This is a genomic window from Frankia sp. QA3 (assembly GCF_000262465.1).
GTDB lineage: Bacteria > Actinomycetota > Actinomycetes > Frankiales > Frankiaceae > Frankia.
Window position 1 is genome coordinate 2,690,933 of record NZ_CM001489.1, and the last position, 17,172, is coordinate 2,708,104.

Annotated in this window: 15 protein-coding genes and 2 pseudogenes; 3 read left to right on the plus strand and 14 right to left on the minus strand. The window is 69.9% G+C overall.

Annotated elements, in window-relative coordinates:
- Together FRAQA3DRAFT_RS10945 and FRAQA3DRAFT_RS31480 are read left to right on the plus strand one after the other, a co-directional pair.
- Window positions 1–879 carry a haloalkane dehalogenase gene (locus FRAQA3DRAFT_RS10945; RefSeq protein ID WP_009739112.1) on the plus strand — a complete coding sequence of 293 codons (879 nt, stop codon included), beginning with the start codon at window positions 1–3 and terminating at the stop codon, window positions 877–879.
- A 97-nt stretch (window positions 880–976) separates the two neighbouring features.
- Complete coding sequence (locus FRAQA3DRAFT_RS31480) at window positions 977–1,456, plus strand: nuclear transport factor 2 family protein (protein WP_009739113.1); 480 nt, start codon at window positions 977–979, stop codon at window positions 1,454–1,456.
- 377 nt (window positions 1,457–1,833) lie between these two features.
- Here FRAQA3DRAFT_RS31480 and FRAQA3DRAFT_RS10955 read toward each other — a convergent pair whose 3' ends face one another.
- From FRAQA3DRAFT_RS10955 to FRAQA3DRAFT_RS11000, 11 genes and pseudogenes are all read right to left on the minus strand, one after another.
- Window positions 1,834–2,715: an acyl-CoA dehydrogenase family protein gene (locus FRAQA3DRAFT_RS10955; RefSeq protein WP_009739114.1), complete on the minus strand. Its 882-nt coding sequence runs from the start codon at window positions 2,713–2,715 to the stop codon at window positions 1,834–1,836.
- A 94-nt stretch (window positions 2,716–2,809) separates the two neighbouring features.
- Complete coding sequence (locus tag FRAQA3DRAFT_RS10960) at window positions 2,810–3,994, minus strand: MFS transporter (RefSeq protein ID WP_198287069.1); 1,185 nt, start codon at window positions 3,992–3,994, stop codon at window positions 2,810–2,812.
- 35 nt (window positions 3,995–4,029) lie between these two features.
- Window positions 4,030–5,592 carry a GMC family oxidoreductase gene (locus FRAQA3DRAFT_RS10965; RefSeq protein ID WP_009739116.1) on the minus strand — a complete coding sequence of 521 codons (1,563 nt, stop codon included), beginning with the start codon at window positions 5,590–5,592 and terminating at the stop codon, window positions 4,030–4,032.
- A 113-nt stretch (window positions 5,593–5,705) separates the two neighbouring features.
- Window positions 5,706–6,638 (minus strand): acyl-CoA dehydrogenase family protein, encoded by a 933-nt coding sequence (locus FRAQA3DRAFT_RS35945; protein WP_232292003.1) that lies wholly within the window; start codon window positions 6,636–6,638, stop codon window positions 5,706–5,708.
- A gap of 32 nt (window positions 6,639–6,670) precedes the next feature.
- Window positions 6,671–6,865: pseudogene (locus FRAQA3DRAFT_RS38685) on the minus strand (acyl-CoA dehydrogenase); the annotation flags it as partial.
- A gap of 29 nt (window positions 6,866–6,894) precedes the next feature.
- The gene (locus tag FRAQA3DRAFT_RS10975; protein WP_009739117.1) at window positions 6,895–7,266 is read right to left on the minus strand and encodes a nuclear transport factor 2 family protein; all 372 of its coding nucleotides are present in this window, start codon (window positions 7,264–7,266) and stop codon (window positions 6,895–6,897) included.
- Window position 7,267: 1 nt separating this feature from the next.
- On the minus strand, window positions 7,268–8,266 hold the full coding sequence (locus FRAQA3DRAFT_RS10980) for a cytochrome P450 (protein ID WP_009739118.1): 999 nt from the start codon (window positions 8,264–8,266) through the stop codon (window positions 7,268–7,270).
- Window positions 8,267–8,293: 27 nt separating this feature from the next.
- A complete protein-coding gene (locus FRAQA3DRAFT_RS10985) occupies window positions 8,294–9,058 on the minus strand; it encodes an SDR family oxidoreductase (protein WP_009739119.1) in 765 nt (254 codons plus the stop codon).
- 156 nt (window positions 9,059–9,214) lie between these two features.
- Window positions 9,215–10,225, minus strand: coding sequence for a thioester reductase domain-containing protein (locus FRAQA3DRAFT_RS10990; protein WP_232292106.1), 1,011 nt, complete (start codon window positions 10,223–10,225; stop codon window positions 9,215–9,217).
- Window positions 10,212–10,991: pseudogene (locus FRAQA3DRAFT_RS10995) on the minus strand (polyketide synthase); the annotation flags it as partial. The gene FRAQA3DRAFT_RS10990 and the pseudogene FRAQA3DRAFT_RS10995, both read right to left, overlap by 14 nt.
- Before the next feature lie 37 nt (window positions 10,992–11,028).
- A complete protein-coding gene (locus FRAQA3DRAFT_RS11000; protein WP_009739122.1) occupies window positions 11,029–11,556 on the minus strand; it encodes a flavin reductase family protein in 528 nt (175 codons plus the stop codon).
- Between the two features lie 185 nt (window positions 11,557–11,741).
- On the opposite strand from FRAQA3DRAFT_RS11000, the gene FRAQA3DRAFT_RS11005 reads away from it, so the two are divergent.
- The gene (locus FRAQA3DRAFT_RS11005; RefSeq protein ID WP_009739123.1) at window positions 11,742–13,271 is read left to right on the plus strand and encodes an aspartate aminotransferase family protein; all 1,530 of its coding nucleotides are present in this window, start codon (window positions 11,742–11,744) and stop codon (window positions 13,269–13,271) included.
- Between the two features lie 49 nt (window positions 13,272–13,320).
- Here the strand turns inward: FRAQA3DRAFT_RS11005 and FRAQA3DRAFT_RS31485 are convergent, their stop codons facing one another.
- The 3 genes from FRAQA3DRAFT_RS31485 to FRAQA3DRAFT_RS31495 all read right to left on the minus strand — a co-directional run bounded on the left by FRAQA3DRAFT_RS31485 (window position 13,321) and on the right by FRAQA3DRAFT_RS31495 (window position 16,935).
- Window positions 13,321–15,273: a BTAD domain-containing putative transcriptional regulator gene (locus FRAQA3DRAFT_RS31485; RefSeq protein WP_198287072.1), complete on the minus strand. Its 1,953-nt coding sequence runs from the start codon at window positions 15,271–15,273 to the stop codon at window positions 13,321–13,323.
- Window positions 15,274–15,777: 504 nt separating this feature from the next.
- A complete protein-coding gene (locus FRAQA3DRAFT_RS31490; protein ID WP_009739125.1) occupies window positions 15,778–16,500 on the minus strand; it encodes a hypothetical protein in 723 nt (240 codons plus the stop codon).
- Between the two features lie 12 nt (window positions 16,501–16,512).
- Window positions 16,513–16,935, minus strand: a complete 423-nt coding sequence (locus FRAQA3DRAFT_RS31495; protein ID WP_157467287.1) for a hypothetical protein — start codon at window positions 16,933–16,935, stop codon at window positions 16,513–16,515.
- Window positions 16,936–17,172 lie beyond the last annotated feature (237 nt).

A 17,172-nucleotide genomic window follows, 5' to 3' on the forward strand; every position in this document is an offset into this window, starting at 1 on the left:
ATCAGGCCTACCGTCAAGGTTCTCGACTCCCACATCGCCTGTCACGACAGCGGCGTCGGCGGGCCGCCCGTGTTGTTCCTGCACGGCAACCCGACCACCTCCCATCTGTGGCGCAACGTGACCCCGCACGTCGCCGGCCAGGCCCGGACCCTGGCGCCGGAACTGATCGGGATGGGCGCTTCCGGCAGGCCCGACATCGACTACCGGTTCGTCGACCACGCCCGTTACCTCGACGCCTTCATCGACGCGCTGGGCCTGGACGAGCTCGTGCTGGTCGGCCACGACTGGGGAGGTGCTCTCGCCCAGGACTGGGCCGCCCGGCATCCCGGTCGCACCCGCGGGATTGTGCTGTCAGAGACGTTTCTGCGGCCGCTGACCTGGGCGGACTACCCACCGCCGGTCGACGGGCTGTTCCAGGCGATCCGCACCCCGGGTACCGGCGAGCAGATGGTCCTGGAAGAGAACTGGTTCATCGAGGTCGCGTTGCGCGCCACCAACCCCGGCATCTCCGGCGAGGACCTGGCCGTCTATCGCTCGCCCTACCCGGACCCCGCCTCCCGTCGGCCGCTGCTGCAGTGGGGCCGCGAGTACCCCGTGGAAGGCGAGCCCGCCGACGTGCACGACCGCGTCACCGCTTACGACAAGTGGCTGGCCGACACCCCGGAGGTGCCGAAGCTCCTGCTCACCATCGAACCCGCCGGCCTGGTCACCGACGACATCGAACAGTGGGCCCGCGACAACATCGCCGCGCTCGAGGTCGAAAGCATCGGGCCCGCCGGCCACCACGCCCCGGAAGATCAGCCCGACGCCATCGGCCACGCCATCGCCAACTGGCTGACTCGACTCGGTCTCACCAAGCCACAGCCGACAACCCGGTGACATCGGGCCAGCCCCCCGCGGCACCCCCACGGCCCGGGGCGCTGGCCCGTCACCCGGCCGCCAGCGTCAGGCGACCCGTGGAATGGAGGGAAACAACATGCCAGCCACATTTGACTCGACCCGGCAGAGAGCAGATCCGCCCGACGTCCGGGAACTCGTCGATGAACTCGTGGACCGTGCCCGGATCACGGATCTGATCTCGCGCCTCGCCCGCTGCCTGGACTCGCGCGACTTCGACGGCCTCCGCGACCTGTTCAGCACGGACGCGACCGTGACGACCCCCGGTGGCACCGCGACCGGGCACGACGCCATCGTCGAGCAGGCCCGCCGGCGGCACTCGGTCGATGCGGAGATCCAGCGCATCGTCACGAACCTTCTGATCGACCGCCACGGCCACGACCGCGCCGTCGTCCGGGCGAACCTACTGGTGAGCTTCGCCCGGACCGGACCGGCCGATCCGACTCCCTTCGTCCTCGGGGAGGTCTACGACCTCGCCCTGCGCCGCACCCGCGCGGGATGGCGCCTCACCAACCTGACCAGCACACCGGTCTGGACGATCAACCGACCCGCGGGGTGAACACCACAGGGTCGGTGCCAACGGCAGAAGCAGCCATCGCCTGACCCGTCGCGCGAGCTACGCAGCAGCTGGCCTGCCGTCCTGCTCACCCTGAAAGAGCGAGTCGAAGGCCGTCCCCTGGCTGGGGCGGCCGGCTGATACCCGGCCGCCGCCCGATCCTGCTCGGCGGCGTTGCGCCGCATCGACCATGGCCACGCTTCGTTCGACCGGCCTCCTCCTCGCAGATGCCCCTCGCGCGCCGACGCGACAAAGCCAGCCCATCGACGTGATCGGGCTCTGGGCCCGGAGCTTGGCAGCCGGCACGGCGGTCACACCCCGCCTCGTGATCCGACGGAGAAAGGCAGTCGAACACGGCTGGCTGCACACAGGAAGGATCTTTACGTGAAGCCAATCATCGATGGCTCCCAGGACGAGCACCTGATCGAGACAAACCGACGGACCGCGAGCGCCCCAGCCGAGGTGGCCACCGCCAACGCCACCGGCTCCGACGGCTTCAGCTCGCAGAGCACCGACGGGTCCTGTGCTATCCCGACGTAGACCGACACCGACTGCGCCACCACGAACTCGCCGAGCCCGTAGTTCCGCCCGGTGGTGCCCGGCTCGGACCGACTCTCCACGCCTTCTGTCACCACGCTCAGCTTCTGCACCCGGTGAGCGGGCACGAAGATGTCCTTCGCGGTGGTGGTGGAGCTACCGGTCGCCGCGACCGACGAGACCTTCCAGTCGTCGGCGATCTCGAACTGGGACATCGGCGCGATCAGCGCCATCTGCTCAGTTGTTCCGTCCGGCAAGGTAAGCAGGGCGCTGACGCCGTTCCAGTCCGCGCCCCGGCAGCCGGTGTTGAACTTCCAGAACCCGTTGAGCAGGTAACCCCCGCCGACCGGGGTGAGTGTCGCCGTGGGGGTGAACACCCCGGAGACACGGACCGAAGGCGAGGCGTAAACCTCCTGCTTGGTCTGCTCGTTGTGGCCGCGGGCGACCCACGAGCTGGCCAGCCACACCGAACTGACCCAGCCCGTGGAGCCGCAGCCCCGGGAGATCTCCTTCAGCAAGGAGTTCTGGTGGGCCAGCGAGGCGTCGAGGCCACCGTGCCGACGTTCCGTCGCCATCCGGAACACGCCGGCCTTGTCCAGCAGCTGCAGATTCTCATCCGGTATCCAGCGCTGGTCCTCCGCCAGGTGCCCGTTCTCCCGAAGAGTGGGCACAATGTCCTTTACCGCGTCCACCACGTGGGCGGGCTCGAGTTCGGCCGTTGTCATGCTGCTCCCTTACGAGCTCGGTCGCCTTACATCGGCTGATCCCAGCTTGCGGCGGCCCGGATTCCCGCCGGTCTTGCCGCGGTAACCGGCGGGATCAGCCGGCGGCCCGTGAGACGGACGGCGCTCCCGACGTGGCGTGGCGGATCGTGCCGAGGTTCAGCAGCAGCGCGACCACGCTGACGCCCGCGGCCACCAGGCCGAGCCGGTCCGGCGTCACCCGCTCCTGCAACAGCCCGCCCAGCGCGCCTCCGAGCGCGATGCCGACGTAGATCGACGACGAGTTCAACCCGAGCAGCACGGCCGAGGCACTCGGCGCGTGCGTCACCAGCCTGCTCTGCTGCGGGACGACCGGCAGCGACACGCAGACGCCCCACAGGACCACCCAGATCGTCGCGGTCACGAACGTGCCGATGACCAGGGGGCTGATGGCGAGCACGACCGCCGCCGCCGCCAGGCCGCCGGCCACGACCCACTGTGGCGGATAGCGGTCGGCCAGGCGTCCTGCCGCGATGTTGCCGATCATGTTGCCGACACCCCAGGCGAGCAGGATCACGGTCAGCACTCCGACCGAACCCGCCGTGGCGCCCTCCAGTGCGGAGCTGATGTAGGTGTAGAGGACGTGGGTGCCCGCCAGGGTCATCACGGTCACGATCAACATCTCGAACACCCACGTTTCCCGCAGCGGCGCCAGGCGGGCGCGCAGCGAGTCCACGGGCAGCGAGATCCTCGGCAGTGAGATCGCGATGCCCACAGCCGCCACGACACCGAGCCCGGCGACGGCCCACAGTGTCAGCCGCCAGTCCGCTCCGCCGATCAGCGTGCCGGCCGGGAGGCCGAACGCGATCGCCAGCGTCAGGCCGCCCATGACGAACGCCAGCGCACGCCCGCGCCGTTCCTCGGGCGCGATGGCCGCGGCAGCGCTGAAGGCCGCGGCACCGATCAGTCCGGCGCCGACGGCCGTGACGATTCTGGCGCCCACCACCATGCCGTACGTCGTGCCGATCGCGGTCCCGGCGTTGCCGACCACGAAGGTCGCCAGGGCCAGCAGCAGTACGGTGCGCAGGTCCATCGAGCTCGTCATAGCGCCGAGGATCGGCGCCGACACGGCGAACGCCAGGGCGAACACCGTGATCAACTGGCCGGCCGCGGAGACGCCGACGCCCAGGTCGGCGGAGATCTGCGGCAGGAGGCCCGCGATGACGAACCCGTCGGTTCCCACCGCGAAGGTGCCCAACGCCAGAGGTAGCAGTAGCTTGAACATCAAGCCTTCGGCGGTCAATTCCTCACATCTTCCGTGTGTCCCGGGGGTCCGGATCAGGCCCGGGCGTCTTCGGTGATGAACCCGGCGGCTCGTTCGGCGAGCATGGCCACGACCGCATGGGTGTGGCCACGTGGGAGGGACGGGATGACCGAGGCGTCGACCACCCGCAGACGCTCGACCCCGCGGACCCGCAGAGACGGGTCGACGACGGCCTGCTCGTCGCCGGCCGGACCCAGCCGGCAGGTGCCGACCGGGTGGAACATCGTCGTGGCCTGGTCGCGGACGACCCTCGCCAGTGCGTCGTCGTCGACCTGTCCGGGCCACGGCGGCAGCGGTCCGCCCACCATCGGCCGGAACGGGTCGGTCTCGAAGAGCCGCTCGGCGTGCCGCAGGGCACGAACGAACATGCGCAGGTCGGCGCCGGCATCGAGATACGCCGGATCGATCCACGGCGGGTCGAGTGGGTCGGCGCTCCTCAGCCCGAGGCGGCCGTGGCTCTCCGGCTGCAACGGGATGACGGTGAACCCGATCCCCGGCACGGGACCCTCGGGCCCGAATCCGACGGGGGTGAAGATGATCTCGACGTCCGGCGCGCCGGGACCGCCGTCGGCGCGCAGAAAGCAGACGGCCTCCGCCAGGTTGGACGTCAGCGGGCCGAGACGCTGCTCGGCGTACCGCAGCCGGTTGGCATCGGTGTCGGCGCCGACCAGGCGGAACTCGCCGGTGGCGCTCATCGTGGGCGACACCGACATGTGGTCGCGCAGGTTGCGGCCCACACCGGGCAGCTCGACCAGCACGTCGATCCCCACCTCGTGGAGCTCGTCCGCCGCCCCGATCCCGGACAACAGCAGCAGATGCGGGGAGCCGACGGCACCGGCGCTCAGCACGACCTCCCGGGCGGCGTGCAGCGTGCGGTCACCGAGAGACACCCCGGTGGCCCGGCCTCGCTCGATGTTCACCCGGTGGACCTGGGCCCCGGTGACGACCTGGAGGTTGGGCCGGTCCAGCACCGGCCGGAGATACCCGTCCGCCGCACTCCAGCGCGCTCCACGCAGCTGGTTGAGCGGGGTCACCGTCGCGCCGGTCGGGTCGCCCCCACCGAGGCCGCCGCCGATCTCCTTCAGCCCTAGTTCCGCGCATGCGGCGAGGAACGTCGCGGTGTGGGGGTCCGGGTCACGCGGCGGCGAGATCCACAGGGGACCTCCGGTGCCGAAGCCGTAGCCCTGCGCCGGATCACCGGCCCACCGCTCGGCGGCACGGAAGTACGGTTCGACCGCCTCCCAGGTCCAGTGCTCGCCCCACGGGCCGAAGTCCTCCCGGTGGCCCGGGACCCACATCTGGAAGTTGATCGTCGACGAGCCGCCGAGCGTCCTGCCTCGGGGCCACGGCACGGCACGACCACCGAGCCCTCGCTGTGGCTCGGTGGTGAACGCCCAGTCCAGCTCGGAACCGAACAGCCCGAACAGGTCCATCGGCGCCTGGATCGCCGGATGGCGGTCCGGGCCACCCGCCTCGACCAGAGCCACACGCACGTCCGGGTCGGCGGAAAGCCGCCCGGCAAGAGCGCACCCGGCCGAGCCGGCCCCGACGATGACGAAGTCGAACGCATCTTCCACCACTTCCACCCTCTCCACCCGGCCCCCACGTCCGTGCGTACCAACCAGTGGTCACCCTCCGGTAATCGCGCTGGTACCAAAGGTGTGCATCACGCACAATTCCGCTCGTTCGTTCAGAGGATTGGCGTACCGGCGTCCAGACCGACGAGCATCCGGCCGTGGACCTCCAGGCTGGTGGTCAGCAGCAACAGTCCGTGCATGGAGTACGCGCGCAGGTCCCGGTGGAACCGCTGGATGTGCACCGATCGCTGGATCGCCGAGGCTCCGCTGGCCTCGAACAGCTCGTCGACAGCCTCCTTGGCGAGCTGGATCGCGTACGAGCCGTGGGCGCGGACGGTGGCCCTCTCGGCCACGGACGGCAGCTCCCCGGCGTCGGCCCGATCCTGCAGCAGCCGGGCGAGCTTGCCCACCAGCGCTTCCGCAGCGGCGATCCTGGACTCCGCCCTGGCTACCTGGATCTGGGTCAGCGGTGACTCGCTCTGCTCGCTCCACCCGGTGTAGGTGATCCCGCGCCCGGGCAGGCGCTCCAGGAACAGCTCCAGCGCCCCCTTGGCCATGCCGACGCAGGCCGCCGCGGACTGGGTGACGCTCAGGCTGATCAGGCCGTAGGTGCGCTCCGGCGCGGCCAACCGGCCGGGAACGGCCGAGCCCAGCGCGTCACCGAACCGGATCACCCTGTGCGCCGGGACGAACACGTCCTCGGCCACGGTGGACGCACTGCCGGTGCCCGACGCGGACGAGGTGTCCCAGTCGTCCAGCACCGTCAGCTCGTTCGCGGGCACCATGGCCACGAGCACCTCGTCGGTGCCCTCCAACATCGCGACCGTGACGTTCCAGTCGGCCGCCCGGCAGCCCGTGTTGAACCGCCAGGAGCCGTCGAGCCGGTAGCCACCCTCGACGGGACGCAGCGTCCCTGTCGGGGAGAACACGCCGGTGACCCGCACCGAGTCGCTCGTGAAGACCTCCTTCTGGACGTCTTCGGGAAAGAGCGTCGCGCCCAGGTGTTGGACACGTACACCACCGCGAGCCAGCCGGTCGCCGAGCACCCGCGGGAGATCTCGGCGATCATCGCGCACTGGTCGGGCACCGGCAGGTCCAGTCCACCGAACCGGGCCGGCACGGTCACGGAGAAGGCGCCCGCCTTCGTCAACAGCTCGATGTTGTCGGCAGGCACCCAGCCCCGCCTGTCGGCTTCCTGCCCGTTGTCGCGCAGCCGCGGGACGAGGTCCCGGACCGCGTCGAGGACCTGTCCGGCGGCGCCGTTGGTAACCATGTTTCCTCCGTTCGTCCGAGATCCGCGGCTCAGCCGAGCCGGCGGTTGGGGTTGTCGATGGCGAACCGCCACGTCCCGTCGGGGATCTTGCGCAGCACGTCCACGCCGGTGCCGTGGAACTTCTGGTCCTCGGTCTCGATGATCCAGTCGACTACCATCAGCGCGGCGTCGTCGGTCACGTACGACTCCTTGAGGACCGTGGTCATCCGCGGCCGCAGCTGAAGGAACTCGACCATCTCCGCGGCGCGCTCGGCGCCCGCGACGGGGTTGTCCGGCTCCCAGGTCGACACCGCGTCCGGGGTGTCGAGCAGGTTCACCGCATCGGCGTCACCCGAGTTGAAGGCCCGTTCGTAGAGCGCAACGGTCTCGATCGCATCGGTCGACGGCTCCAACGTGTCCATGTCAGCCTCTTCTCGCAGTACGGCCGGCGGCGCCGAACGACACCAGGATCGGGTCGCCCGCGGGGATGGTCACGTCGTCGTCGATCTCTATGTCCTCCACGGCGAACCGCAGCGGCATGTTGACCAGCGGCGCCTGCCAGCGCAGGGTCTCCTCCGTGACGTCCTCCCAGGTCGCCTCGCCGGAACGGACCATGGCGAGCTGGTCAGGCTGGGTGAGCATGGCGTAGACGGCGTGGTCGAGCAGGTTGACCGTGGTCTCATGCCCGGCGGTGAACGCCAGCAGCAGGGTGTCGATCAGCTCGCGCTCGGTCAGCCCGTCCCCGCCCTCCCGGACGGTGATCAGTGACGTGGTGAGGTCCTCGCCGGGGTCGGCGCGCTTGATCTCCAGCAGCGTGGCCATGGTGTCGTACAGCGCCACGACGTTGGCCTCCGCCTCCTCGGGCGTCAGCGTGGTGTCGAAGATGCCGTGGACCAGGCGCAGCAGCGTGGGACGCAGGTCCTCGGGGATGCCCAGCAACTCGCTGATCACCTGGGTCGGCAGCGCATACGCAAACGAAGCCCGCAGGTCGACCGGCCTGCCGTACCGTCCGGCCTCGGCCATGTCGTCGAGGAGGTCGGCGGTGATCTGTTCGACACGCGGGCGCAGGACGGCGGTGCTGCGGGCGTTGAAGGCCTTCACGACCAGCTTCCGCAGCCGCGAGTGCTCCGTGCCGTAGGCGGTCATCATGTTGCGGTCGGCCACCCAGATCGCCAGCGACCAGGTCTTCGCCAGCTCGCCCTCGCCGTTCTCCCAGGCCGGCCAGTGCTGGTAGCTGTCGCGAGAGACACGTGGGTCGGTCAGCAGGCGCTTGATCAGGGTGTAGCCGGTGATCATCCACGCGATGACGCCCCCGGGGAGCTGTACCTGGGTCGCGTGGCCGCGCGCGCGCAGCATGGCGGCCTCGGCGTGCACGTCACGGCCGGTCGGGTCGATCGCGTACGGGCAGGTGTGGATTTCCATCTGATTGTCTCCCAACGGATAGCTCCGTCAGCTCGGGGTCGCGGCCAAGCCGTGACCGAGGCCGCCGTCCACGGTGAACTCGCTGCCGGTGGTGAAGGTGGCGTCGAACCCCAGGAACAGCACCGCCTGCGCGACCTCCGCCATGGTTCCGTGCCTCTTCATCGGCGTGATCGCGTCACCGACGGCGGTGAAAGCGGCACGGTCGGCCTCGGCGATACCGGCGATACCCATCGACGGGGTGTCGATGAATCCGGGTTTGACGGCGTTCACCCGGATGCCACGCGGTAGCAACTCCGTGGCGAATCCCTTGACGAACGCACGGACCGCGGCCTTCGCCCCGGCGTAGTGCGTCATGCCGACGTTGCCGGTGTCGTTGGCAACCGACGTGGTGAACACGAACGAACCACCGTCGCGCAGGAGCGGCGCGAGCCTCTGCACGGTGAAGAACGCGCCCCTGGCGTTCACGTCGAAGGTCCTGTCGTAGGACTCGGGCGTCACCTGCGCGAAGGGCTCGAGTACCGCGTGGCCCACGTTGACGTGCACGAAGTCCACCGTCCCCAGCCGGTCCTCCACGATCTTGGCCAGCTCGTCGATCTGCGCCAGGTCCGCCGCATCCGAACGGATCATGTGCGCTGCGTCACCGAGCTCGGCCCGGGCCTTGTCGATGTTGTCCGCGTTGAGACCGGTGAGCACCACCTCGGCGCCGCCGGCGAGCAGCTCGTCGACGACGGCCCGGCCCATCCCGTGCGTTCCTCCGGTGACCACTGCTCTTCTACCCGAATACTTGCCCATTCGCTTGTCCTCCCAGCAAGATGGTGGCCGAGAAATGGCCCGAGGCGCCGCACGACGAACGCTAGTCCAACCCGGAATCGGGCCTTACTTTCTGCCAGCACCCGGCGGTCATCGCGCGCTCCGACCCGGCGGTGACCGCGCTATTACCGCGATGTGTTAACGAGGTGGCGGAAAGTACCCGGTGCGCACGAAGAACCGGATATAGGATCGGATGAGATCGTCGGTCATCGGCGGGCAGGCGATTCCCGTGCCGGCAAGTGCCGTCCGGGTCTCGCTGGTGTCGATGGGCGGGTAGAACTGTCCTGCTCCCGAGCACATCAGCTCGAACGCGTCCAGCAGCGGGATCAGCGCGTTGTCCCGGTCGGCCCGCACCCGGCCGCTCCAGACCGCCCTGTCCAGCGCCGGGAGCTCGTAGCCGTGCTCTCGGAGCAGCCGGACGAACTCACCGAACGGCATCCCGCTGTCGTTGTAGAGGTGGAACGTGCGGCCCGCGTTGGCGGGCTCACCGGACAGGGCGACGATCGCTGCACCGACGTAGTCCACCGGCAGCAGGTGGAACGTGCCCGGCAGGTGGGCGGGCACCGCGCCGGCCTGCAGCAGTCCCTTGAGGCTCAGCCACAGGAAATCCCTGGTCTGCCCGGCTCCCCTGATCGCGTCGCCCGCGATCAGGTCGACCCGGTAGACCGACACCGGCATCCCACGCTCCCGCGCCAGCGCGACGACGTGCTCGGCGACGTACTTGCTCTGCACGTAGCCGTTGAGCAGTGCCTCCGCTGGGCCGATCGGGTCCGCCACAGCCAGCGGCGCCGAGGTGGGCACCTGCGGGAACACGCCCGTGGAGGACACGTAGTGCACCGGCACGGTGCGGTGGCGAGCCGCCAGGCGCAGGATCTCCCGCGTGCCACCGACGTTCGCGGGCCTGACCGACGCGTACGGCAGCAGCCAGTTCACCGTCGCCCCTGCGTGGTAGACCACGTCGATGTTCCGTGCGAGCGCGTCGAAGGCCGCCTCGGACAGGCCGAGCGCGGGCTCGGCGAGGTCGCCCGCGATCACCGACAGCCGAGTGGTGTCGACGTCGTCATCCAGCCCGTACCACCGGAGGTTGGCCCACAGCCGGTCGGCCGCCGCGGCCTCGCCGTCGCCCCGGACCAGGCAGTCGGTCCCGATCGGCGACCGCTCGGTCCAGTGGCTTGAGGACCACCACGGCGCCGCCCTCGCCGCGCACGTATCCGTTGGCGCGGGCGTCGAAGGTGTAGCACCGGCCGTCCGGCGACAGACCACCGAACCTCTCCCCGGTCAGCGCGCCCTCGGCGAGAATATTGAGGTTCACCCCGGCGGCGATCGCCAGTGTCGACTCGCCGGTGCGCAGGCTCTCGCACGCCAGGTGCACAGCCACCAGGGACGAGGACTGCGCGGTGTCGACGGTCAGGCTCGGCCCCGTCAGCCCCAACGCGTACGACACCCGGTTGGCCACCATGCCCCGATGCACACCGGTGTTGGTGTGCTGGCCGATCACGTCGCCGTGCCGGTAGACCAGGCTCGTGTATTCGTCCCGCATCGTGCCGGCGAACACCGCCGTCGGGCTACCCGCCAGCGTGCGGGCGACGATACCGGCGTCCTCGAGCGCCTCCCAGGACAGTTCCAGCAGCAGGCGCTGCTGCGGGTCCATCGTGACGGCCTCGCGGGGCGAGATCCCGAAGAACGCGGCATCGAAGTCGCCCGCCTCGGCCAGGAACCCGCCCCACCTGGCGGCTCCGGTCCCGGCCGCGGGCAGCGGCGAGACCGACTCCCGCGGCGACGCCTGTGCGATGACGTGGCCGCCGCCGGCCAGCAGGTCCCAGAGCGCGGCCGGATCCGGCGTCCCGGGCAACCTGCAGGACATCCCCACGACCGCAATCGGTTCCGCGGTTGACTGGCTGTAAAGACTCGCCATCGCGGTCGACACGCCAGCCTGACCCGCCGCGTCGCGTTCAGGCCGCGATCCGCCGGTAGCCGCCGCCGAAGTACAGCAGCGCGTCGTCGGTGGATCCGCGACTCAGGCTCTCCACCGAGCCGAGGAAGACGGTGTGGTCGCAGGCCGCGTGCATGTCGACAACCTCGCATTCAAGCCAGGCCACGGCGCCCAGGAGGAGGGGCACGCCTGTGCGCGGTCCCGCCTGCCAGTCCACGCCATCGAACTGGGTGGGCCCCAGCGGGCGGAACTTGTCGGCGAAGAACGCGGCCTGATCGCGCTGGCCGGACGCCAGGATCGAAACACCGAACCGGCGCTCCGTGGTCAGCGCGCGGTGCATCACCGCGCTCTGGGCGATGCAGCACAGCACCGTCGGAGGTTCGAGCGAGACCGAGCTGAACGCGTTGGCGGTCATCCCGTGGACGTGGTCGCCACCCACGGTGAGCACGATCACCCCGGTGGCAAACCGGGACGACACAGAACGCATCGACGCCGGCGTCACCGCCTGCTCGACGAGCAGTTCCATGACTGGTGAGTCGTCAGTCATTGAATTCCTTCCGATTCTCTCGACAAAATCTCGCAACCCCTGGCCCGGGGGCGACCTTATCCCTGGCCCGGCCACACCCACTCTCCGGCCGGTAACCCGCCGGACCGGGCGGATGGTTACCGGCCCATGACCCCAACCCGAAAATATGCGGGGCACACCGACCCCGGCAGAGATGGGACCAGCAGATGAGTTCACCCACCGCCGAAGCCGAGCTCGAGCTCACTGAACCGACCATGCGGGGCTGGCTGTCCACCATCGGACTGGACGCCGTGTACGTCCGGGCCGAGGGCAATACCCTTTACGCCCAGGAGGGTGCCGAGGAGATCCCGGTTCTGGACTACGTCGGGGGGTACGGTTCGTTGATCTTCGGGCACAACAACCCGCGGATCGTGGCACGCGCACAGACCCTGCTGGCCGAGCAGGTCCCGGTCCACGCCCAGTTCTCTCGCCATCCTTACGCCAACGACGTGGCCCGCCTCCTCAACACCATCATCGGCCGCGAGCTCGGCACCGACGAGCCGTACTCCGCGATCTTCGCCAACAGCGGGGCCGAGGCGGTAGAGGTGGCGATCAAGCACGCCGAGCTCGATCGGGTGCTCAGGGCCGCCACACTCGGCGAGCAGATCGCGGCCGAGATCACCGCGGCTCGCGCGGCGTACCGCGGGGACCCGGCCGAGTTCGACGGACTCGCGGCGGACGTCGCCGCACACAACCTCGCGGCGATGGCCACGCCGCCGGTGGTGCTGGCGGTGGAGGGATCGTTCCACGGGAAGCTCGTGGCCAGCAGCCAGCTGACCCACAACGAGGGCTTCCGCACACCGTTCCAGGCACTGAGCCGCACGGCACGGTTCATCCCCCTGAACGACGGGGACGCCCTGAAGCGCATCGTCGTCGCCGAGCAGGCCTTCCTGCGGAGCCTGGTGGTCGAGCAGGACGCGCTGTTGGTGGCCGAGCGGCCGCTACCGGTCTTCACCGCGTTCCTCGTGGAGCCGATCCAGGGTGAGGGTGGCATCAGGATGGTCACCGAGGAGTTCGCGGCCGAGGTCCAGCGGACCTGCGCGACGATCGGGTGCCCGGTGATCGTCGACGAGATCCAGTCGGGGATGGGTCGGACGGGCACGTTCCTTGCCAGTACCGCGATCGGCCTCCGCGGCGATTACTACACGCAGGGCAAGAGCCTGGGCGGTGGTCTGGCGAAGACCGCGGTGATGCTGACGCGCACGTCGACCTACCGCCCGGAGTTCGAGTTCCTGCACAGCTCCACGTTCGCGAAGGATGCGTTCTCCTGTCATATCGCCCACACCGTGCTGGAGATGCTGGAAGCGGACGGTGGTGCCGCCTACGCCACCGCCCGCGAACGCGGAGACCGGCTCAAACTCGCGCTGGACGGCCTCCGAGTCGACTTCCCCGATGTGGTCAAGGACGTCCGCGGCCGGGGCCTGATGCTGGGCCTGGAGTTCCAGGACCAGTCGCACGCACCGGCCGACCAGATCCGCGAGGCGGCCCAGGCGGGGGTGTTCTGCTACGTGATCGCCGGATACCTGTACCGGCAGCATCGGATTCGGGTGTTCCCCACGGCGAGCGCAACGCACACCATGCGGTTCGAGCCCTCGATCCACCTGACGGACGCGGAGATCGGCCGGCTGGACTCGGCGATGCGCACCCCCTGCGCCCTGCTGCGTGAGCAGCGGGGAGACGAACTCACCACGCTCTGAGCTCCGTCCGGCCCGTCCCGGGCGCGCCACGACCCGGGACGGGCCGGACTCACCGGTGGCTGAGCTGGAGGCAGCCCGCGGTCGGCTCGACGTCGAGCGTGAGTGTGGTCGAGTGGGGTTCACCGCCGCCCCAGTCCGGACGGCGTTGCAGCAGCTCCGGACGACCGGCGGTGACGACCACCATCAGCGGCACCGTGTCGAGGGCCCCGGGCAGGCCCTCCACGAAGTTCAGCAGGTTGTCATCGGCCAGGTGCAGCTCGTCGATGAACACCACCATCGGCTGGTCGTGCACGATCCGAGTGACCACCTCGGTCCACTCGCGTACCGTGGCCGCCCCCCGGTCCTGCGTGCACTGGCTGTCGTCGCTCTGCTCCACCAGCAGCTGGGTCAGGCCCGCCACCGCCCGCTCCATACGGTGCTCGGAGGCGTCCATCACCTCGCGGACCGTCCTGGCCAGCTTCTCCCTGACCAGCCCCGGCGGATCGGCGGGCTGGACCCCGCAACACGCCAGCAGAATCTCCGTGCGCAGCCCTCGTACGCCGGCGAACGCCCGGGTACGCAGCACCTGCAACGGCTTCAGGCCGTGCCCGGTCTGGCTCCGCACGCGGGACTCGAACGTCGCCATGAAGCAGGGTTTGCCGTTGCGCGGCAAACCCAGCACCGACACCAGGTGCGGCCTGCGCCGGTGGATCACCCGTGACAGCAGGCTCTGCAGCACCACCAACTCGAACTCGAACTCCCGCTCCCCAGCCGCGTGCAGCACCGCACCTCGCAGACCCGCCACCCGCCAGCCGACGTGGGGGACACGGGTGCGCTCGAACGCGATCACCCCGGACGCCGCCAGTCGGGTCCGGTCGCACACGAAGATCTCGCCACCCTCGCCGTGCGAGACCAGGACCTGGCACTCCACCACCAGCGCGCTGTTGACCGGTGGCGCCGCGCTCGAGTACGCGGGGTAGAGGTCCTGCTCGTCCGGTGGGCGCGCGATCGTCCTACCGGTGGAGACCGCCGCCTGGAGCACGATGTGGTGCCCGCGCGGATCCGCCTCGACGCGGTTCCTGATCGCCATCGCCACCAGCACCGCGTGCTCGGCGTGCACATCGCGCCGGCTGTCGGCGGTGAACAGCGCCAGGTGGATCGCGCCGATCGAGGCCGCCATGGTGCCGCCGACCCGCTCCACCTCGCTGCGGACGATCCATTCGACGTCCGCCAGCAAGTCGTCCGCGCTTCCGTCGTCGGCGCCGAGGGTTGGGCGTATCTTGACCTGGACCATCAGGGCACTGGCCTGTCGCAACGCGATCGGGTCCGCGGCAACCGACTCGCCGGTCGGCCACCGGGGCAGCGACTCGGCCGCTGTCGCCGGCGCGGCCCGCGCCCTGCCCGCCTCCAGCAGCGCGCTCTCCCTCCGGACCGGCGGTCCCGACGGCTGGCCGGGCAACTCGAGGTTCGCGGACTGCGCAAGGATCGACTGCTGCAGCACCTGCAGCTCCCGGCCGGGGTCGAGACCCAACTGCTCGACCAAGGCGGCGCGGAACCGTGCGTAGACGCTCAGCGCGTCCGCCTGCCTTCCACAACGGTAGAGCGCGAGCATGAGTTGCGCGACCAGGCGTTCCCGGAACGGCTCGGCTTCGACCAGCGACTCCAGGTCGCCGAGCACGGTGTACTGCCCACCGCATTGCAGCTCGGCGTCAAACCGGTCCTCCATCGCGACGAGGCGCGCGCTCTCGATCGGCGCCAGCTCCGGCCAGACAATGCCGGCCTCGACGAGGTCGGCCAGTACCGGGCCGCGCCACAACGCCACTGCGTCGCGCAACAGTTCGAGCGCCTGGCGGGGCGCATGGTCGGCGAGCGCCTGGTGCCCCCTCGCCGCCAGGTCATGGAACTGGAACACGTCGATCTCGCCCGGGTCGATATTGAGCACATATCCTGGTGACCGGGTCTCCAGCGACACCTCGGACCCCGGCCGGTACGCCGACGCCAGGCTTCCACGCAGGTTCCACACCGCGTTCTGTATCATCTTACGCGCGGAATTTGGCGGATCCTGACCGGACCACAATGCGTCGACCAGCCGGGATGCGGAGACCACGCGATTTGCCTGCAACAGTAGAAGACCCAATGTCGCGCGCTTCGTTATCCCGCCGACTCGAATCGGCAGGTTGTTCTGACTCCACTCAAGCGGACCCAAGACCCGGAACGGCATCTCCACCACCCCAAGAAGGATAGCCCGAAGAATCAGGCATGGTTACCATAATATCACCCCGCCAACGAAGGAGGGACTTCCCGTAGCCGGCCAGTTCCCATCCGGGTTTCGACTTGACCTGGACTGGCTGATCTTGATGATCGCGAAGTGCCGGACGAGTCCAGGGTCGCCGCGGAGCAGTAAGGAGCAGCCCGCGGCGTTGGCCGCAGCGATGATCGAGCAGGTGCGGGCGGAGAACGCGGACCCTCGTCGCGCATGCCGATCCTCACAGCGTCGACCCAATGCCACGTGAGCGTCTTTGATCTTTCAGGACACCTTCTTGAGGACACCTGTCGGGTGGGCAGGGTACGCGAGATGCACCGGTTGCGGCGATAGTGCGGATCGGCGCGCCGGACGGCAAGGCCGGCGGACAGGTCTCGATCGACCCGCGGCCCCGGCGGCGTCGCACCCTGCAGCACTGGTACCGGTGGCCGACCCTGGCGGTGGATACGGCGTGGCCCGCGCCCACGCGAGGAACGCGTCGGCGATGGGGACCGCGCCCAGGAGATGGCGCCGCGTACCCCACCACCGCACCGGCACGCCGAACACGTCGGCCTCATGGGTCAACGACACCGCCACCGCGACGTCACCGTTCGACCTCGCCGCGCCGATCGCGACCGCGGTCGCCGACATCGACAGGCCGGCGAGCAACGGCCCGGAGTCCACATCCCCACCACCCGCCACACCGGCCGGATACTCGCGGACCCCGACAACCCCGAAGCGGCGAGTGACGAACACCGACCGGAACCGCCGGTACGACGTGGGCGCGCCGGCGGGATCGAGCAGCGGCCAGAACCTCTGGATCAGGCTCTGGGAACTGCCCCGCGCACCGCTCACCCTCCGGCCGGTGACCGGATCGGTCTCGTGCGGGAGCAGCCCCGTGCCGGGATCCGCTCGCGCCCGCGCCCGGTCGACCCAGCGGGCGATCAGAGCGCTGTGGTCGGCGCCCGTCGCCAGGTCGGCGCGCCGCAACGCCGCCACGGCCACCACGGTGTCGACCGGTCACGAGCGCCCCGGATAGGCCGGCAGGAACGGCGAGGCCCCGGCGTCGAGCGCCGCGCGCACCGCCTCCGCCATCCGGTCCGCCGCCGCCAGACCAGCCCGCTCCCCGCCGGGCAGGCCCCCACCCGACGCCGACGGAGGCCAGCCAGCCGGCACCGCCAGGTCCCCGCCGCCGCGCGCTGCCAGGGCCGCGGACTGCGCCCGCAGCAGCAGCGACCAGCCCGCGTAGAAGACGCCGTACTCGGGCGACAGACCCCGCTCGAACACCGCGGTGCCCGCCGGCGACGCCAGGCGGCCCAGCACGCGGGCCGCCTCCGCCCGGGCCTTCCCCGGGTCGCCGTGGCCGCCCGCCGCGAGATCGGTCAGCGCCAACCCATACAGCACGTTGGAAAAGAAGTACCCCTCGGGGAAAAGACGCTGCATCCTCTCCCCCGCCCCGTGATCCAACGCCGAACCCAGAAAAGAAAGCTCACCCCGCACCACGCCGACGTCATCCGGCGAACCATCACCGACCACGAACAGAACACGCCCCGTAACCGCGACAACCATCGCAGTCAGCGCCGACAATGCAACGAGAAGCCAGCGCACCCTGCGGGACCGGGGCGCCGACATCGTGGGCACCTCCCGAGTATCGATCCCGGTCCTGGAGCGTCCTCGCCT

Bases quoted from the DNA above. Each gene is read 5' to 3' on its own strand.
- FRAQA3DRAFT_RS10955 (WP_009739114.1), bottom strand. From the start codon at position 2,715: ATGACAACGGCCGAACTCGAGCCCGCCCACGTGGTGGACGCGGTAAAG.
- FRAQA3DRAFT_RS11005 (WP_009739123.1), top strand. From the start codon at position 11,742: ATGAGTTCACCCACCGCCGAAGCCGAGCTCGAGCTCACTGAACCGACC.
- FRAQA3DRAFT_RS10975 (WP_009739117.1), bottom strand. From the start codon at position 7,266: ATGGACACGTTGGAGCCGTCGACCGATGCGATCGAGACCGTTGCGCTC.
- FRAQA3DRAFT_RS10985 (WP_009739119.1), bottom strand. From the start codon at position 9,058: ATGGGCAAGTATTCGGGTAGAAGAGCAGTGGTCACCGGAGGAACGCAC.
- FRAQA3DRAFT_RS10980 (WP_009739118.1), bottom strand. From the start codon at position 8,266: ATGGAAATCCACACCTGCCCGTACGCGATCGACCCGACCGGCCGTGAC.
- FRAQA3DRAFT_RS11000 (WP_009739122.1), bottom strand. From the start codon at position 11,556: ATGACTGACGACTCACCAGTCATGGAACTGCTCGTCGAGCAGGCGGTG.
- FRAQA3DRAFT_RS31495 (WP_157467287.1), bottom strand. From the start codon at position 16,935: ATGCAGCGTCTTTTCCCCGAGGGGTACTTCTTTTCCAACGTGCTGTAT.
- FRAQA3DRAFT_RS31480 (WP_009739113.1), top strand. From the start codon at position 977: ATGCCAGCCACATTTGACTCGACCCGGCAGAGAGCAGATCCGCCCGAC.